Annotated in this window: 19 protein-coding genes; 12 read left to right on the top strand and 7 right to left on the bottom strand. The window is 64.5% G+C overall.

What is annotated here, in order from left to right:
• The first annotated feature begins 3 nt into the window (after positions 1-3).
• The 9 genes from CG51_RS13765 (at position 4) to CG51_RS13725 (ending at position 8,829) form a co-directional block, all read left to right on the top strand.
• Entirely contained in the window at positions 4-1,320 is a 1,317-nt protein-coding gene (locus CG51_RS13765) for a replication-associated recombination protein A (protein ID WP_035745944.1), read from the top strand.
• A gap of 65 nt (positions 1,321-1,385) precedes the next feature.
• A complete protein-coding gene (gene crcB, locus CG51_RS13760) occupies positions 1,386-1,751 on the top strand; it encodes a fluoride efflux transporter CrcB (protein ID WP_035745942.1) in 366 nt (121 codons plus the stop codon).
• Positions 1,748-2,797, top strand: a complete 1,050-nt coding sequence (locus CG51_RS13755) for an RluA family pseudouridine synthase (protein ID WP_035745940.1) — start codon at positions 1,748-1,750, stop codon at positions 2,795-2,797. The genes crcB and CG51_RS13755 overlap by 4 nt, the downstream gene beginning before the upstream one ends.
• On the top strand, positions 2,794-3,456 hold the full coding sequence (locus tag CG51_RS13750) for an HAD-IA family hydrolase (protein ID WP_035745938.1): 663 nt from the start codon (positions 2,794-2,796) through the stop codon (positions 3,454-3,456). Before CG51_RS13755 ends, CG51_RS13750 begins: the two co-directional genes overlap by 4 nt.
• Positions 3,453-4,169 (top strand): ATP12 family chaperone protein, encoded by a 717-nt coding sequence (locus CG51_RS13745; protein WP_035745936.1) that lies wholly within the window; start codon positions 3,453-3,455, stop codon positions 4,167-4,169. Before CG51_RS13750 ends, CG51_RS13745 begins: the two co-directional genes overlap by 4 nt.
• A 208-nt stretch (positions 4,170-4,377) precedes the next feature.
• Positions 4,378-5,394 (top strand): amino acid ABC transporter substrate-binding protein, encoded by a 1,017-nt coding sequence (locus CG51_RS13740; protein ID WP_035745934.1) that lies wholly within the window; start codon positions 4,378-4,380, stop codon positions 5,392-5,394.
• Between the two features lie 103 nt (positions 5,395-5,497).
• On the top strand, positions 5,498-6,751 hold the full coding sequence (locus CG51_RS13735) for an amino acid ABC transporter permease (protein ID WP_035745983.1): 1,254 nt from the start codon (positions 5,498-5,500) through the stop codon (positions 6,749-6,751).
• Position 6,752: 1 nt separating this feature from the next.
• Positions 6,753-8,051: an amino acid ABC transporter permease gene (locus tag CG51_RS13730; RefSeq protein WP_035745932.1), complete on the top strand. Its 1,299-nt coding sequence runs from the start codon at positions 6,753-6,755 to the stop codon at positions 8,049-8,051.
• 10 nt (positions 8,052-8,061) lie between these two features.
• Positions 8,062-8,829 (top strand): amino acid ABC transporter ATP-binding protein, encoded by a 768-nt coding sequence (locus CG51_RS13725; RefSeq protein WP_035745930.1) that lies wholly within the window; start codon positions 8,062-8,064, stop codon positions 8,827-8,829.
• Positions 8,830-8,850: 21 nt separating this feature from the next.
• Here the strand turns inward: CG51_RS13725 and CG51_RS13720 are convergent, their stop codons facing one another.
• From CG51_RS13720 to CG51_RS13690, 7 genes are all read right to left on the bottom strand, one after another.
• The gene (locus CG51_RS13720) at positions 8,851-9,357 is read right to left on the bottom strand and encodes a SixA phosphatase family protein (protein ID WP_035745928.1); all 507 of its coding nucleotides are present in this window, start codon (positions 9,355-9,357) and stop codon (positions 8,851-8,853) included.
• On the bottom strand, positions 9,354-10,040 hold the full coding sequence (locus CG51_RS13715; protein WP_233141233.1) for a ferredoxin: 687 nt from the start codon (positions 10,038-10,040) through the stop codon (positions 9,354-9,356). The genes CG51_RS13720 and CG51_RS13715 overlap by 4 nt, the downstream gene beginning before the upstream one ends.
• Positions 10,037-10,915, bottom strand: coding sequence for an acetylglutamate kinase (gene argB / locus CG51_RS13710; RefSeq protein ID WP_035745978.1), 879 nt, complete (start codon positions 10,913-10,915; stop codon positions 10,037-10,039). Before argB ends, CG51_RS13715 begins: the two co-directional genes overlap by 4 nt.
• A gap of 83 nt (positions 10,916-10,998) precedes the next feature.
• Positions 10,999-11,652 carry a ribosome biogenesis GTP-binding protein YihA/YsxC gene (yihA, locus tag CG51_RS13705; protein ID WP_035745926.1) on the bottom strand — a complete coding sequence of 218 codons (654 nt, stop codon included), beginning with the start codon at positions 11,650-11,652 and terminating at the stop codon, positions 10,999-11,001.
• Positions 11,653-11,676: 24 nt separating this feature from the next.
• A complete protein-coding gene (locus tag CG51_RS13700) occupies positions 11,677-12,423 on the bottom strand; it encodes an MOSC domain-containing protein (RefSeq protein WP_035745924.1) in 747 nt (248 codons plus the stop codon).
• 9 nt (positions 12,424-12,432) lie between these two features.
• Positions 12,433-14,295: a membrane protein insertase YidC gene (gene yidC / locus CG51_RS13695; protein ID WP_035745922.1), complete on the bottom strand. Its 1,863-nt coding sequence runs from the start codon at positions 14,293-14,295 to the stop codon at positions 12,433-12,435.
• 96 nt (positions 14,296-14,391) lie between these two features.
• Positions 14,392-15,300 carry an MBL fold metallo-hydrolase gene (locus CG51_RS13690; RefSeq protein WP_035745920.1) on the bottom strand — a complete coding sequence of 303 codons (909 nt, stop codon included), beginning with the start codon at positions 15,298-15,300 and terminating at the stop codon, positions 14,392-14,394.
• A 55-nt stretch (positions 15,301-15,355) separates the two neighbouring features.
• Between CG51_RS13690 and CG51_RS13685 the strand changes: the two genes are divergently transcribed.
• The 3 genes from CG51_RS13685 (at position 15,356) to CG51_RS13675 (ending at position 17,574) form a co-directional block, all read left to right on the top strand.
• Positions 15,356-16,684 (top strand): ATP-binding protein, encoded by a 1,329-nt coding sequence (locus CG51_RS13685; protein ID WP_035745918.1) that lies wholly within the window; start codon positions 15,356-15,358, stop codon positions 16,682-16,684.
• A 66-nt stretch (positions 16,685-16,750) separates the two neighbouring features.
• Positions 16,751-16,990 (top strand): HP1242/YdcH family protein, encoded by a 240-nt coding sequence (locus tag CG51_RS13680; RefSeq protein ID WP_035745916.1) that lies wholly within the window; start codon positions 16,751-16,753, stop codon positions 16,988-16,990.
• A gap of 260 nt (positions 16,991-17,250) precedes the next feature.
• Positions 17,251-17,574, top strand: a complete 324-nt coding sequence (locus CG51_RS13675; RefSeq protein ID WP_035745976.1) for a 2Fe-2S iron-sulfur cluster-binding protein — start codon at positions 17,251-17,253, stop codon at positions 17,572-17,574.
• Positions 17,575-17,653 lie beyond the last annotated feature (79 nt).

Here is a 17,653-nt window from a genome sequence, read left to right as displayed (position 1 = left end):
AGGATGAGCGATCTGTTCGATACCCCGGACACTCCGGCGGCGGCAACCACGGCTCCGCGTCCTCTGGCGGACCGGCTGCGGCCCCGCGAGATTTCGGAGGTCATCGGGCAGGGCGCGCTGCTGGCGCCGGAGGGGCCGCTCGGCGCGATGCTTGCTTCCGGCAGCCTGTCCTCTCTGATTCTGTGGGGGCCGCCCGGCGTCGGGAAAACGACCATCGCGCGGCTGCTGGCGGATGCGACGGAGATGGCCTTCGTCCAGATCAGCGCGATCTTCAGCGGTGTGCCGGAGCTTCGCAAGGTGTTCGAGGCCGCAAAGCTTCGCCGTCAGAACGGTCAGGGGACGCTGCTGTTCGTTGACGAGATCCACCGCTTCAACAAGGCGCAGCAGGACAGCTTCCTTCCCTATATGGAGGATGGCACGATCCTGCTTGTCGGAGCCACGACGGAGAACCCTTCCTTTGAGCTGAACGCCGCACTGCTGTCGCGGGCGCAGGTCATGGTGCTGGAGCGGCTGACGCTGGCCGATCTGGAGCGCCTCGCCCAGCGGGCGGAGAAGGAACTGGGCCGCCCGCTGCCACTCCGCCCGGAGGCACGGGATGCCCTGCTGGAGATGGCGGATGGCGACGGCCGCGCCCTGCTGAACCTGATCGAACAGGTCATGGCCTGGCGGGTCAAGGAACCGCTCGACCCCGGCCAGCTCGGACAGCGGCTGATGCGGCGGGCGGCGAAATACGACAAGTCGGGTGACGAGCATTACAACCTGATCTCCGCTCTGCACAAATCCGTTCGGGGGTCGGACCCTGATGCGGCGCTCTACTGGTTTGGGCGGATGCTGGAGGGTGGGGAGGATCCGCGCTACCTCGCCCGTCGCATAACCCGGATGGCGGTGGAGGATATCGGCCTCACCGACCCGCAGGCGCAGACGGTCTGCCTCCATGCGTGGGAGATATATGAGCGTCTGGGCTCGCCGGAGGGGGAGCTGGCTCTGGCGCAGGCGCTCGTCTATCTTGCGCTCGCCCCCAAGTCGAACGCGGGTTACATGGCCTACAAGGAGGCGCGCGGCCTGGCCCGCAAGACCGGCTCAGAACCGCCGCCCAAGCATATCCTGAACGCTCCGACCCGGCTGATGAAGGAGCAGGGCTATGGCGCGGGTTATGCCTATGACCACGATCAGGAGGATGCCTTCTCGGGCCAGAACTATTTCCCCGACGGCGTGCGGCGTCCCGTGCTTTATCAGCCAGTGGAGCGGGGCTACGAACGGGAGTTGAAGAAGCGGCTGGAGTATTTCGCCCGCCTGCGTGAGAAGCGGGGTGAAGGTTGACACTGGCTACGGGTTGAGACCGGCTGCAGGTTGACACGGGTTGGCCCACGCGCGAAGGGTCCGCGATGAACTGGACGAGCTTTCTTCAGGTGGCGCTTGGCGGCGCGGCGGGGTCAGTGCTGCGCTATGCGGCAACGATGGGCATGGCACGCGTGGTGCCGGGCTTTCCGCTGGGCACGATGCTCGTCAACATCGCCGGATCCTTTGTGATGGGGATGTTGGCCATGTCGATCGCGGCGCATCTGCGGCCCCTGTTGCTCACCGGCCTTCTGGGCGGGTTTACCACCTTCTCCGCCTTCTCGCTGGAGACGCTGACGCTCTGGGAGGAAGGGCGGGTGCTCTCTGCCACGAGCTATGTCGCTGGTTCTCTCATCCTGTCGCTTCTTGCCGTTCTCGCAGGCGCGACCCTTGCGCGGAGCATGATGTCATGAGCGTTAAACTCTTTACTGTCGCCGAGGATGAGGGCGAGCAGCGGCTGGACCGCTGGCTGAAGCGCCACTTTCCCGCCCTGAACCAAGGGGCCATCGAGAAGATGGCGCGGACGGGCCAGATCCGCGTCGACGGCGGCCGGGTGAAGGCGTCGAGCCGTGTCGCACCCGGCATGGTCGTTCGCGTGCCACCGATCCCCGATGCGCCGCCCGTCGAGCGCCGCGTCCCGGCACCCCGCGTCAGCGAAAGCGACGAGGAGATGATCCGCCGCGCCGTGCTCTACAAGGACGACCACATCATCGCCATCAACAAGCCGCCGGGCCTGCCGAGTCAGGGCGGCTCTGGCCTGGCCGACCGGCATGTCGATGCTCTGGCGGAGGCGTTGAAGTTCGGTCTGCCGGAGAAGCCGAAGCTCGTGCACCGGCTGGACAAGGATACCTCCGGCGTCCTGCTGCTCGCCCGGACCAATCGCGCGGTGCGGGAGTTGTCGGAAGCCTTCCGCTCCCGCGCGACACGCAAGATCTATTGGGCGGCGGTGGCGGGCGTTCCCGCCCCTCGCAAGGGCACGATCCGCTACGGGCTGGTCAAGGCGCCGGGTCATGGTGGGCGCGGTGAGGGGGAGCGGATGATCGCCATCCATCCCTCCAAGGTGCAGGAAACGGAGGGCGCAAAGCGCGCGACCACCGATTATGCCGTGCTGGAGAACCTTGGCACCCGTGCCTCTTGGGTCGCGCTCGTGCCGATCACCGGGCGGACGCATCAGCTTCGTGCCCATATGGCGGAGATAGGCCATCCCATCGTGGGCGACGGGAAGTATGGCGGCTCGGGGCAGGAGAACCTCGGCGATGGCTGGGGGTCGCAGCTTGGCGGGGATATCAGCCGGAAGCTGCATCTCCACGCCCGTTCCCTCTCCTTCGACCATCCTGTGACGGGCAAGCGCATCACCGTGACGGCTCCGTTGCCCGAGCACATGCAGCGAACCTGGAAAACCTTCCAGTGGGCGGAGGGCGACGTGCCTGCCGACCCTTTTGCAGAGGAAGATGAATGACCGCGCTCCGCCTCGTCGTCTTCGACGTGGACGGCACGCTGGTGGACAGCCAGGAGGCCATCCTTGCAGGTATCGCCGCCGCCATGGCGGCGGTCGAGCGTCCCATGCCCGCGCGGGAACAGGCGCTCTCCATCGTCGGTCTGTCGCTTCCGGTCGCGCTGGCGCGGCTTGCACCGGGAGCCGATGTCACGCGCATGGTCGAGGGCTGTCACGGTGTCTTTAGCGGCGAAGATGCGCCCGGGATTCCCCCGCTCTATCCGGGCGCCCGCGCGGTGCTGGACGGGCTGGCGGCGGAGGATCACACGCTGCTCGGCATTGCTACGGGCAAGGCGCGGCGGGGGCTGGACAAGCTGCTGGCGGGGCACGGCCTCACCCGGCATTTTCTGACGACGCAGGTCGCGGACGACCATCCGTCAAAACCGCATCCCGCGATGTTGGAGGCCGCGTTGGCAGCAGCCGGTGTTGCGCCGGCGCAGGCCGTGATGATCGGCGATGCGAGCTTTGATATGGAGATGGGCGCTGCGGCAGGTGTTCCGACCATCGGGGTCACTTGGGGATACCATGGCCCGGACCGGCTGCGCGATGCCGGGGCGGGCGTGATCGTGAGCGATTATGCCGAACTCGCGTATGTGCTGGAGCGGAGAGGAATTGCGGCATGAGCGAATGGCGGCCGAAGCGGTTCTGGAAGGCGACATCCGTGCTGGCAGAGGGCAATGACTACGGCGTCGCGCTGGATGGCCGGCCACTGAGGACACCTGCGCGCCAGCCGCTTCGCGTGCGGAGTCGCGCGCTTGCCGAGGCGCTTGCCGCCGAATGGGAGGCTCAGCAGGAGCATGTCGCGCCGGAGACGATGCCGCTGACGCGGATGGCCAATTCCGCGATCGACAAGGTGACCGGCCAGCGGGACGCGGTGGCGGAGATCGTCGGCGACTACGGCGGAACGGACCTGCTGGCCTATCGGGCGGAAGCGCCGGCGGAACTGGTGGCGCGGCAGGCGGACCGCTGGGATCCGCTGCTTCTCTGGGCGGGGGAGGCGCTGGCGGCGCCGCTGTCCGTGACGACCGGTGTGATGTTCAAGGCGCAGCCGCCGGCGACGCTCGCGCAGCTGGAAGCGCGCGTGGCGACGTTCGATCCGTTCGAGCTCACCGCGCTCCATGATCTCGTGGCGCTCAGCGGCTCTCTGATCCTTGGGCTGGCGGTGGCGGAAGGACGGCTCGCTCCGGAGGAAGCATGGGATCTGTCGCGCCTCGATGAAGACTGGCAGGCCGAAATCTGGGGCCGGGACGAGCAGGCGGAGGCGCAGGCCGCGCAACGGCGCACGGATTTCCTCGATGCCGCCCGTTTCATGAGCCTCTACCGTCGCGCTGATTAAATTTTTTGCACACTTTTTAAGCATTTTAACCGTGAGTGTGATGTCCATTCGCGGCACATCGTCCGTAAGCGACGATCCTATTGACGTTTTCAGGACGTCCCGCGCAAGATTTGCCTGCTGGGCGGCGGTTCTCGCAACGCTGTCGGACACCGGGAGGAATTCCGGGGCCAGTGCTCCGCAAGGGGCTGACCATCAGGAAAGGTAATCTATGAAAACGAAGGTATTTCTCGGCGCGCTGGCAGGGATCGGGCTTGCAAGCGCCGCTTCCGCCGCGACGCTTGACGATGTGAAGTCGCGCGGCGAACTGAACTGCGGAACGAACACCGGCCTCGCGGGCTTTGCCGCCCCGGATGCGAACGGCGTCTGGCAAGGTTTCGACGTCGCGTTTTGCCGGGCTGTGGCTGCCGCGGTGCTTGGCGATCCGATGAAGGTTAAGTTCGTCCCGACCACCGGCCAGACCCGCTTCACCGCGCTGGCCTCCGGGGAGATCGATGTTCTGGCCCGCGTCACCACCTGGACCTTCTCGCGCGATGTGGACCTGAAGTTCACCTTCACCGGCACCAACTACTACGACGGGCAAGGCTTCCTCATCCGCAAGGACATGGGCGTGACCTCGGCCAAGGAACTGGGCGGCGCGCGCGTCTGCATCCAGACCGGGACGACGACGGAACTGAACCTCGCCGACTATTTCAAGACCAACAACATGACCTATGAGGCCAAGCCGATCGAGACGCAGGCCGAAGGTCAGCAGGCCTATCTCGCCGGCAACTGCGACGTCTATACGACGGATGCCTCCGGCCTTGCCGCGATGCGGGGAACCTTCCCTGACCCGGAAAATCACATCATCCTGCCCGAAATCATCTCCAAAGAACCGCTGGCACTGCTGGTTCGGCAGGGCGATGATCAATGGGCCGACATCGTGCGCTGGACGCAGAACGCCCTCGTCGCGGCCGAGGAATACGGCGTGACCTCCGCCAATATCGACGAGCTGTCGAAAGCGGCGGGCGAGAACCCGGAGATCAACCGGCTGCTTGGCACCGAAGGCAACCTCGGGGCGATGTTCGGGTTGGACAACCAGTGGGCCTACCGCGCCATCAAGGCCGAGGGCAACTACGGCGAGATCTTCGAGAAACACCTGGGCGAGTCGACGCCGATCGGCCTTGCGCGCGGGCTGAACGCGCAATGGACGCAAGGCGGCCTGCAATACTCTCCGCCGTTCCGCTGATCTCGGTGGGGGCGCTTCCGGAACCGGAGGCGCCCCTTTCGATTTGAGGACCACGACGCCGAAGAGCGCCGGGCCAAAATCCAGGGAGACAGCCCATAATATGGTGACGACCACAGAACAGCCGCCGCGAGGGACGTTTCGTCTGAGCATGCTGCTCTACGACACGCGTTACCGCGCGCTGACGATACAGATCATTTTCCTTATGGCGTTCATGGCGGGGGCTGCGTGGCTTGTCCACAACGCGGTCGACAACCTCCGGGCGCTCGGCAAGGATTTCAATTTCGGCTTTCTCAATGTCCGAGCGGGTTACGATATCAACCAGCGGCTGATCGAATATTCCAACGACAGCACTCATGGCCGCGCCCTGCTGGTCGGACTGATGAACACGCTGCTTCTCGCGGTGATGGGCTGCGTGACGGCAACGATCATCGGCGTCATCGGCGGCGTACTGCGTCTTTCCAACAACTGGCTCGTCTCCCGCCTGGCGGCGATCTATGTCGAGATTTTCCGCAATGTGCCGCTTCTGATCTGGATCCTCGTGGTCTTCGCCATTTTCAGTGAGAGCATGCCCGCGCCGAACGCCTTCAGGGGCGAGAATCCGGCGGCGACGATGAAGCTGTTCGACACCATGGCGATCACCAACCGGGGCATCTATATCGCCGGGCCGATGTTCGACCGCAGCCTCGGCGCCCTTACGCTCGGGCCGTTCACGATCAGCCTGAATTTTCTGGCCGTGCTGGCGGCGCTGGTCATCGGATGGCTGATTCACCGCGCCCTCAGCCGGAACGCGGAGAGGGTGCAGAACGCAACCGGCCGCAGGCCTGTCATCTGGTGGAAGAGCCTGCTGGGTTTCGTCGTGCCCTTCGTAGCCGTTCTCTACGCGCTCGGCTTTCACCTCGACCGGCCGTCGCTGCAGGGGTTCAACTTTCAGGGCGGCATCTACATGCGGGATTCGCTCATCGCCATGTGGATCGCGCTCTCGCTCTATACCGGCGCCTTCATCACGGAGACGGTGCGCGGCGGTATTCTGGCCGTGTCACGCGGCCAGTCGGAAGCGGCAGCCGCCCTTGGTCTGCGTCCGTCGCGGACGATGCGGCTCGTGATCCTTCCGCAGGCGCTGCGGGTCATCATTCCGCCGCTGATCTCCCAGTATCTTAACCTGACCAAGAACACCTCTCTGGCGCTTGCCGTGGGCTATATGGACCTTCGATCCACTTTGGGCGGGATCACCCTGAATCAGACGGGGCGGGAGTTGGAGGCCATGATGCTCATGATGCTCATCTATCTGGTGATCTCTCTGGTGATCTCGGGCGCGATGAACCTCTACAACAGCACCGTGAAGCTGAAGGAGCGATAGGATGAGCGACACTTCCTTCGTCCGCACGCATATGCTGGAGCCGGAACAACCCCCAGCACGGGAGCGGGGGGCGCTGAAATGGTTGCGAGAGAACCTGTTCTCCGGCCCGGTCAACATCATCCTCACGGTGATCGCGCTCTACATCTGTTACCTGGTCGTCGCAGCGGTCGGCCCTTGGCTGGCGCGCTCTGTCTGGCATGCGAGTTCTCTGACTGAGTGCCGGCAGATCATTGCCGCACGCTATGGGCCAGACGTCACCGGTGCCTGTTTCGCGGTGATTACCGAACGCTGGAACCAGCTCCTGTTCGGCTTCTATCCGCAACAGTTCTACTGGCGGCCGACGCTGGCGATGGTGCTGCTCCTTGTCGCCATAGGGCCGATCCTTTTCAATCAGGTGCCGCGGGTGCTGCTGTATTTCACGCCGCTCTATCCCGCCGTCGCCTATTGGCTGCTGTGGGGCGGCACGCTCTGGTATCCGTTGGCGGTGATGGCCGGGCTGGGGCTTGTCATACCTGCCTTCCGGCTGGGCGAGCGTTTCAATACGCTGACTGGCCTGCTGGCGGCGGTGGTTGTGCCGCTTCTGTGGTGGGGGTTCGTGCAGCAGTGGGTCGTGGCGGGGCTTTCCTCCGTTCTGCCTCTGTCGCTGACTTACGTCCCTTCCAACAATTTCGGCGGCTTCATGCTCTCCATCATAATCGGTGTGACGGGGATCGCGCTTTCCCTACCGCTGGGCATTCTGCTCGCGCTGGGACGGCAGTCCAACCTTTTCATCGTCAAGACGATTTGCGTGGGCTTCATCGAGTTCATTCGCGGCGTGCCGCTCATCACGCTGCTTTTCACGGCATCGCTGCTGCTGAACTACTTCCTGCCGCCCGGAACGAACTTCGACATCATTCTGCGCGTCGTCATCATGGTGACGATTTTCGCCGCCGCCTATATGGCTGAGGTGATCCGGGGCGGGCTCGCGGCGTTGCCCCGCGGGCAGTACGAAGCGGCGGACGCCCTCGGGCTCGATTACTGGCAGGCCCAGCGGCTCATCATCATGCCGCAGGCTTTGAAGATCTCCATCCCCGGCATCGTCAACACCTTCATCGGGCTGTTCAAGGATACGACCCTCGTCGTTTTCATCGGCCTGCTCGATCCGATCGGGCTGTCCAACTCCATCCGGGCCAACCAGAGCTGGAACGGCATCTATTGGGAGCTGTTCATCTTCATCGGCCTTTGCTTCTTCATCTTCTGCTTCGGCATGTCGCGCTACTCCCTGTATCTGGAGCGGCGGCTGAAGACGGACCACCGCTAGGAGAGACCACATGTGCGCCACGCCCGCGCGGCAGCCCGCGTCCGACATCGCCGTCCAGATCGTCAAGATGAACAAGTGGTACGGCCAGTTCCACGTTCTGCGCGACATCGACCTGACCGTTGCGAAGGGGGAGAAGATCGTGATTGCCGGCCCATCGGGTTCCGGCAAGTCCACGCTGATCCGCTGCATCAACCGATTGGAAGAGCATCAGTCCGGCCAGATCATCGTAGACGGTACCGAACTCACCAACGACCTGAAGAACATCGACAAGGTGCGCTCCGAAGTCGGTATGGTGTTCCAGCACTTCAACCTGTTTCCGCACCTGACCATTCTGGAGAACTGCACCCTCGCACCGATCTGGGTGCGCAAAGTGCCGAAGAAGGAGGCGGAGGAGACGGCGATGCACTTCCTGCGCAAGGTGAAAATCCCCGAGCAGGCGAACAAGTATCCCGGCCAGCTTTCAGGCGGTCAGCAGCAGCGGGTGGCCATCGCCCGCTCGCTCTGCATGCGACCGCGGATCATGCTGTTCGACGAACCGACCTCGGCGCTCGACCCGGAAATGATCAAGGAGGTACTGGACACCATGATCGAGCTGGCGAACGAGGGGATGACCATGCTCTGCGTTACTCACGAAATGGGCTTCGCTCAGGCAGTAGCCGATCGAGTGATCTTCATGGATCAGGGACAGATCGTGGAACAGAACAACCCGACGGAGTTCTTTAACAATCCCCAGTCGGACCGGACGAAGCTGTTCCTCAGCCAGATCCTCGGCCACTGAAGACCAGCGACACTGAACCCGCTATCGCTCAAGATCGCGGGGTGTGACGAAATCCACGGTGCGACCGCTGCGGTGCACGATATCCTTCCAGCGGTCCTCCTCAAAGCCCACGATCAGGGTTGCGCCCGTGGGGTAACGACCAAAATCGCGATGCACCGGCGGATCCGAAACGATCCGCTGGGCAAACTCGCCAATTCCAGGATTATGTCCGATCAGCGCGACGACCGGTGCTTCCGCCTGCCGGAGCAGGGAGAGAAGCACCGCTGGCTCTGCATGATAGAGTTCCGGCACAAGATGCAGCGCTTCAGGCTCCGGTAGATACTGGGCCATCCGCTCCCAAGTCTGCCGAGTGCGCATCGCCGTGGAGCAGAGAACTTGCTGGGGAAGATAGTCGCTTTCGGCAAGCCATTGTCCTATGTCCGTGGCCGCCTGCTGACCGCGGTTGTTAAGCTTCCGGTCGAAATCAGCGGCGGTTGGGTCTCCCCAACTGGATTTCGCGTGGCGCGTGAGGATCAGGCGGAGCGTCATGGCTGCGGATCATATCCTGTCCGCGGAAAAGCGGAAGGATGGAACTGCATCATATGATAGGCGGATTGTTCGGCGAGCCTGCCGTAACTTTGCGACAGCGGGCAGGAGCGTCGCACCGCGCAGCCACTGGCAAGGTTGTCCTGCCCTTGCTCCGTGTCGAGATAGGCGTGGCAGCGATCCAGATCGTAACCTTCCGCCGTCAGAGCGCGTGCGGGGCAGGCGGTGAGGCAGGGGCGCTCACAGGTGTCGCAGGGCCGGGGGGAGGGCGGTGGCAGGGCAACAGGCTCCCGGAGGGCCAAGGCGCCCCGATAGGAGACCATCAGCCCCGCAGTGTCATGCACAAGCAAGGTGACGGGAGAGGTGAAGGCGCGCCCGGATCGCAGCGCCCAGCGGGTGAACGGCTTCCACGGCGGCCCACCGAAGGGAAAATACGCCTTGGCCCCGAGATCGCAGGCCATCCGCCCGATGACCCGACGCGACCAGCGGTCCAGAGGATCGGGACGACCGTCGCCGAACTCCGGCTCTGCCGTCACATGGTGCCAGAATCCGGGTTCCGCCGGGCCGAGCAGCAGCAGCGCGCCGATCCCGTCGGGCAGGCCGTCCTCCGGCAGCGGTCGAAAGCCGCCGAAGATCGCAAGCCGATGCCGGGCCGCGATCTCCGCCACCACGGCCCGGGTTGTCACCGACGACGCGGTTTGAAGCGCGGTTCGGTGGAGCGGATCAGCGTGCCCGCGCCGTGTTCGGTGAACAGTTCCAGTAGGCAGGCATTGGGTTGCCGCCCATCCAGAATCACCGCCGCGCGGACGCCGCCCTCGATCGCCTCCAGTGCGGTCTGCGTCTTGGGAATCATGCCGCCGGAGATCACGCCCTCATCCGTCATGCGCTTCACATCCTCGGGCGAAAGCTGGGTCAGGACGTTGCCGTTCGCACCCTTGACGCCCGACACATCGGTTAGCAGCAGCAGACGATCCGCCTTCAGCGCCGCCGCGATCGCCCCCGCCGCCGTGTCGCCGTTGACGTTGAAGGTCTCGTTGTCGTCGGTGCCCGTCGCAACGGGAGCCACCACCGGGATGATCCCGGCGGCGAACAGGTCCTGAAGCACCTGCACGTTCATCTCCACCGGACGGCCGACGAAGCCAAGCTCCGGGTCATCGGCCACGCAGACCATCAGGTCGTCGTCCTTGCCGGACAGACCCACCGCGCGACCGCCCTCGTCATTGATCGCCTGTACGATCCGCTTGTTGACGAGGCCGGAGAGCACCATCTCCACCACTTCCACGGTGGCCTTGTCCGTCACCCGCTTACCCTGCACGAAACGGGATTCGATGCCCAGACGCTTCAGCAGGTCGTTGATCTGCGGGCCGCCGCCATGCACGACGACGGGGTTCACGCCCACCTGCCGCATCAGCACGATGTCGCGCGCGAACTCGGCCATCGCCTCATCATCGCCCATGGCGTTGCCGCCAAACTTCACCACCACGATGGCGTCGTTGTAGCGCTGGAGGTAGGGCAGCGCTTCCGAAAGCGTCTGCGCGGTTGCAATGGGATCGCGGACCACCTGTTTCCTCACCATTCCTGTCTCCCGTAGGCTTCGAGTCCTGCCTAGTGGTTTCGTGGCAACGTGCCAAGACCCGCGTCTTACTACTCCAGCGTCGCGATGATTGCGCGAAGCGTTTCTATTCCCTCACCCTTTTCAGAGGAGGTGACGATGATCTCCGGATAGGCGGCAGGGTGTTTGGCGAGCGCCTTGCGCACCTGCGCCAGCACCTTTTCCCGCTCCGGGCCGAGGATCTTGTCTACCTTCGTCAGCACAACCTGAAAGGTCACGGCGGAGCGGTCGAGCAGCGTCAGGATTTCCTCGTCCACGGCCTTTATACCGTGGCGCGCATCAATCAGCACGAAGGCGCGGCGGAGGGTAGCGCGGCCCGACAGATAGGCCTTCAGCAGCGCCTGCCACTTTCTCACCGTGGCGACGGGAGCCTCGGCGAAGCCATAGCCGGGAAGATCGACCAGGTAGTGATCCTCTCCCGCCGTGAAATAGTTGATCTCCTGCGTCCGCCCCGGCGTGTTGGAGGCCCGCGCCAGCGCCTTGCGGCCCGTCAGCGCGTTGATGAGGGAGGACTTGCCGACGTTGGACCGTCCGGCAAAGCACACTTCCAGCCGGTCGGCGGGGGGCAACCCGTCCATCGCGACGACGCCCTTCAGGAAGTCTACCGGTCCGGCGAAAAGCAGACGCCCGCGTTCGCGCGCGGTGTCTTCCGGCTCCGGGGCAAGGGTAAAGGTCAGGTCGGTCATGGGAAACTCTCGCTCACAATCCAGTCAGGCCAGTTCCACGCGGTCACCCGGCCCGACGGTGCCGCCCTCCAGCACCACGGCATAGACGCCGAAGTCCTGCACGCCCACGAGCTCGCGGAGGCCTTTCAGCGTATCGGCGTCGACCCTACCCGTGGTGGGATTGGCAGTGGTCGCCTTGCACCGCCCGATGCGGTCCACGACGCGGAGCCGTGCGGAACCGATGCGGAGGTCGCGCCCGATCCAGTTCACCTCTTCCCACGCGGGCAGATCGTCCAGCCACACATTGCCGCGCCAGCGGTGAATGGAAAGATCCGTGCCCATATGGGCCGACAGGGCGGCATTGGAGGCGAGGTTCTTCAGCGACACGGTCGGAATCCGGCTGTCCGTCATCCCCCGTCCGGCGGAAACGAGCGCTACCGGCTGCATCGGCGTGTCCGGGCTGATCGGGCGCACCCAGTCGAGAAAGCGCTCCGACTCTGTCACGGGGTCGAAGTCGATCGGGCCAAGATCGGGATGGTCGAGCGCGAGCCGCCCCGTCGCCTCATCGAAACGCGCGGTGATCGCCATCAGCGCAGGCGTGCGCGCGCCCCGCTCGAAGTTCACGCAGGGCATCCATGCCGGAGCATCGGTGTCGAACTTGGACATGCCGTGCGTCACGGCCCAGTGCCGGTCGAAGGGAAGGCACTCCGCCTCCGAAAGCAGAACGGACGCGAGTTCTTCGCGTCCGTGAGCCTTGATGGGATGGCGGTAGAGGTGGGCGATGGTCGCCATATACCGTTCCTACTTCTTGGCGGGTTTCTTGTCCGCCGGTTTCGCCGACTTGTTTGCCTCTGGCATGGCAGGTTTCTTTCGCCTGAAACTCGCCTTTATGTTCCCGAACAGGTCCACTTTCGCCCCGTGGCTGCGCATGATGGCATATTGCTGGACGAAGGTGATGACGTTGTTGGTGATCCAGTAAAGCACAAGACCGCTCGCGAAGGATCCCAGCATGAACATGAACACCCAGGGCATCCAGGCAAAGATCATCGCCTGCGTCGGATCCGGCGGCGCCGGGTTCAGCTTCTGCTGGAACCACATGGAGACGCCGAGGAAGATCGGCAGTATGCCGAGGAAGATCGTCGCCATCAGCGTCCCGTGCATGGGCGCAGCCCACGGCAGGAGGCCGAACAGGTTGTAGAGCGACGACGGGTCCGGGGCCGAGAGGTCGCGGATCCAGCCGACCCACGGCGCATGGCGAAGCTCGATGGTGACGAAGATCACCTTGTAGAGCGAGAAGAAGATCGGAACCTGCACCAGAACGGGCAGACAGCCCGCCGCCGGATTCACCTTCTTCTCCTTGTAAAGCGCCATCATCCCCTGTTGGAGCTTCATGCGGTCGTCACCGGCCTGCTCCTTCAGCTTCTCCATCTCCGGTTGAAGTTCCTTCATCCGGGCCATGGAGACGTAGGACTTGTAGGCGAGCGGCAGCACCAGCGCCTTCAGCACGAAGGTCAGCGCGATGATGGACCAGCCCATGTTGCCGATGAAACCGTGCAGCCAGTGCAGCAGCCAGAAGATCGGCTTGGTCAGGAAGAAGAACCAGCCCCAGTCGATCACGTCGATGAAGCGGTCGACGCCGGCGTCATTCTGATAGTGACGGATCGTTTCCCACTCCTTCGCGCCGGCGAAGAGCATGGTAGAGGAGCTGCCGGTTTCCCCTGCGGCGATGGTCAGCGTGGGGAGGCGTGCCTCTGTCTGATAGACATTCGACTGATCGGAGTATTTGGCGACGGCGGTGAAGCTCTGCCCCGGCATGGGGACCAGCGTTGTCATCCAGTACTTGTCGGTGAAGCCGATCCAGCCGTTGGCGCTGACATCGACCGTTTCTGCCCGTGCGCCACCCTCGCGGTCGGAGCGGGGCAGGTCGGCCATCTTCTTGTATTTGACCTCGGTCAGCTTGCCGTCCGCCATCTGAACGACACCTTCATGCAGGATGAAGAAGTTCTGCAGATCGGCCGGCAACCCGTGGCGCGCGACGATGCCGTAAGGGGCAAGTCTCACTTCCGCCCCGGTGTTGTTCTCGACCGACTGGGTGACGGTGAACATGTAGTTCTCGTCGATCGCCATCTTCTGGTGGAAGACGAGACCCTGACCGTTGTCCCAGACAAGCTCCACCGGCGTCCCGACACCCAGCCTGTCGCCGGAGGCCAGCGTCCAGGGCGTGTTCGGCCCCGGCATCTGCGCATAGTCGAGCGTGCCGCCCGGCGCCCAGCCGTAGAGCGCGTAGTATGCCCCCTGCGCGCCGATCGGGGAGAGCAGCCGCACATACGGGCTGGTCTCGTCCAGTGTCTGACGATAGCCGGTCAGTTCGAGATCGTCGATCCTGCCCCCTACCAGCGAGACGCTGCCCGCGAGGCGGGGCGTCTCGATCGCCAGCCGCGGCGCGGTCTCCGGCGTAGCCTGCGCGGATGCTCCGGGAGCGACGCCCGGCGTGGTGCCAGGTTCGGCTGTCGGCGGGGGCAACACCCCTTCCACCTGTTGCGTCACCGCATCGGGCGTGGTCGGCTGCACCTGATCGGCGGGCGGAAACAGCAGGAACCACACCACGATCACGATGAAGCTCAGGACGGATGCGATGATGAGGTTCTTGTTCTGATCGTCCATCACGGACTTCCACCTGTCGTGCCTTTGGAATCAGGGCCGGTTCAACAGGCCGACCGGGCAAAGGTCAAGCAGATTTCCCCGAATCAGCCCCGGTGGTCACTTCCGGGAGAGGTGAAAGGCGGCGTCCGGCCTGATCGCGCCCTCTGGCCGGGCCAACCCCCGCTCCGCAAGGTCGATCAGATGGGCGAGGACATTGCGCTCTGCCGCATGCAAGAGGGGGGCCGGCGTGTCGGTGTAGATCGTCGCGGCGATGCTGCGGGCCGTGCTTTCGCCCGCCTCCAGCGCCGCGCGAATTTGCCGCTCCCGCATCCGGCGATGATCGCGGAGCCAGCCGATCCGCGCGGCGGCGTCGGTGACCGGTGCGCCGTGGCCGGGCAGGAACACTGCCTCCGCCTGCGGCATCAGCCGGTCGAGAGAAGCCATGTAAGCTCCCATGTCGCCATCCGGAGGAGAGACGATGGAAGTAGCCCATCCCATCACCTGATCGCCCGACAGCACGAATCCGTTCCACAGGAAACTCAGGTGATTGCCGAAATGTCCGGGTGTGTGGAGCGCGCGGAGCGGTTGCCCTCCGGCAAGGATTTCCGTCCCGTCGGCCAGCTTCTCATCGGGGGCGAAGGTCGGGTCCGCCCCTTCGCCGCCGTCCGACATGCCCGCCGCGACCAGCCCCTCCATCGTTTCGCTCCGGCCCGCTGCGCTGTCGCCGAAGGCGGTGATAGGCGCGCCCACTTCCGCCGCCAGCCGCGCGGCCAGCGCGGAGTGATCGACATGGCTGTGAGTGACGAGGATCCGCTCGATCCGCTCGCCGGGATGCAGAGCTTCCAGAATCGCAGCAAGATGCCGCTCGTCGTCGGGGCCGGGATCGACCAGCGTCACGCGCCCTTCGCCCAGCAGATAAGTGTTCGTGCCGCGATAGGTCATGGCCGATGGGTTCGGTGCGACGATGCGGCGCAACCCCGCCGCCAGTGTTTCCGGCGCACCCGCCGTCGGATTGAAATCGTCCATTCCGTCCTCTCCACAGCCTCTGGCCATTCTCCCTGACCCGTCCTAGGGTTCTCGCATGGATTTCGGCTGGTTGAAACGGATGATGCCTCGCGGTCTCTATGGCCGGGCCGCGCTCATCCTGATCGTGCCCGTGGTGACCATCCAGCTCGTCGTCTCTGTCACCTTCATCCAGCGGCATTTCGAGGGGGTCACTCGCCAGATGACCCGCAGCGTGGCGAGCGAGGTGGCCTTCGTCGCGGCCATGGTCAATGCCGCCCCTTCGCTGCAGGAGGCGCAGAGCCGGGTGGGCGAGGTGATGGGGCCGCTGGAACTGGGTGTCACGCTGCCCGCGCCCAATGCTCCCCGCACCAACGAGCGTGTGTGGATCGATTTCTCCGGTCGTGTCGTGATCGCCACGTTCGAGCAGGCGGTGCCGAATGTCACGGGCGTTCACCTGCTGGATGAGGAAAAGGCGGTGCGCATTGGGTTGCAGACCCGCTACGGGCCGATGGAGGTGCGGTTGACGCGTCTTCGCGTATCGGCTTCCAACCCGCACCAGCTGCTGGTGCTGATGGTCTCCACCTCCATCCTGATGACGGCGGTGGCCTATCTGTTCCTGCGCAACCAGCTTCGCCCGATCAAGCGTATGGCCGTGGCAGCGGAGGCCTTCGGCAAGGGACAGAACGTCCGCTTCCGGCCCACGGGTGCGGCCGAGGTGCGCTCGGCGGGGCGGGCCTTTCTGGAGATGCGGGATCGGATCGAACGGCAGATCGAGCAGCGGACTCTGATGCTCTCCGGCGTGAGCCACGACCTGCGCACCCCGCTCACCCGGCTGAAACTCGGCCTCTCACTGGTCGATGACGGTAGTGAGGAGGTGGAGGAGTTGCAGCGCGACGTGAAGGACATGGAGGTAATGCTGGACAGCTTCCTCGCCTTCGCGCGGGGGGATGCGCTGGAGGATCCGGTGCCGACCGACCCTGCCGAGCTTCTGGAACGCGTGGTGGCGGATGCAGAACGCGCGGGCCAGAAAGTCACCATCGGCCATCTGCGCGGACGGATGGAGCCTGTGCCCCTCCGCCCGATGGCGGTCGAGCGGGCGCTGCACAACCTAATCGGTAACGCTGTCCGATATGGCACACAGGCGGAGCTGTCGCTCGACATCTCCGACCGTATGGTGTGCTTTACTGTGGAGGACGACGGGCCCGGCATACCCGAGGAAAGCCGGGGCGCGGCATTGCGCGCGTTCTCCCGGCTCGATTCGTCTCGTAATCAGGACCGGGGGACGGGGGTGGGGCTGGGCCTCGCCATCGCCGCCGATATTGCGCGGAGCCATGGCGGGCGGTTGAAGCTCGGGGAGAGCAGCCGCTTCGGCGGGCTGCGCGCGGAGATCGAGCTGGCCCGCTGATCCGTTCGCCTTGCTCTTTGCCCGTATGCGATTACCTGACAAGCGAACCATCCGAGGAGAGACACCATGTCCAATACGCCCCACACGCTCGAGGAAGAGTTCCCCGACCGGATCGAAGCCATTCACGCGCGAAAGGCTAAGGACGCCGTCTTTGCCCTGCTGCTGAAACAATATGACGAGGTGAACGACGCGGTTCATCTTGCCGAAACCCGCGTCACCCCGATGAGCGAGGAAGCGGAGGAGGAACTCCGCCGCAAGCGCCTCGCCATCAAGGACGAGATCGTCCGGTCGCTCGAACAGGGGTGACGGCGAAACATGCGCACGTCCCGCCGAAGCGGCGTCCGTACCCCGCGCGCCGTGAGGATGTCGGGAATCTAGGCCCTTGCGGGTGAGGTTCCGGGTGTCGGCAGGCTGTTCGCGGTCGCCCCGGGCCTGATCGCCGGGGCTGTCCTCCCCGGTCCGGGTCCGCCCGGGCGGCCCGGACCGGGGGCTGGTGCAAGCGTCCCGCCTGTCCTATGTCGGATTTCTCCCCCCTTGGGCTGCGGCCCGGATTCAGGCAGGACGCGATGGCGAAGATTACCTATATCGAAGCGAATGGCACCGAACATGTTGTGGACGTGCCGAACGGCCTTACCGTGATGGAAGGCGCGCGGGACAACGACATTCCGGGGATCGAGGCCGATTGCGGCGGGGCCTGTGCCTGTTCCACCTGCCACGTCTATGTCGCCCCCGACTGGGTGGATCGCCTGCCCGCCAAGGATCCGATGGAGGAGGACATGCTGGACTTCGCCTGGCAGCCCGATCCTGTACGGTCCCGCCTGACCTGCCAGATCAAGGTGACGGAAGCGCTGGATGGCCTTGTCGTTCAGATGCCTGAGAAGCAGATCTGATCCACCGGCCTCGTCTCCCGGCTCCCGCTGCGCGCGGGTAGCGAATGTCTTTGACTGTGCCACGATGATATCTGAGCGG

Origin of the sequence: Haematobacter missouriensis (assembly GCF_000740775.1) — a bacterium.
GTDB lineage: Bacteria > Pseudomonadota > Alphaproteobacteria > Rhodobacterales > Rhodobacteraceae > Haematobacter > Haematobacter missouriensis.
This window is presented reverse-complemented; position numbering and strand designations above follow the sequence as displayed.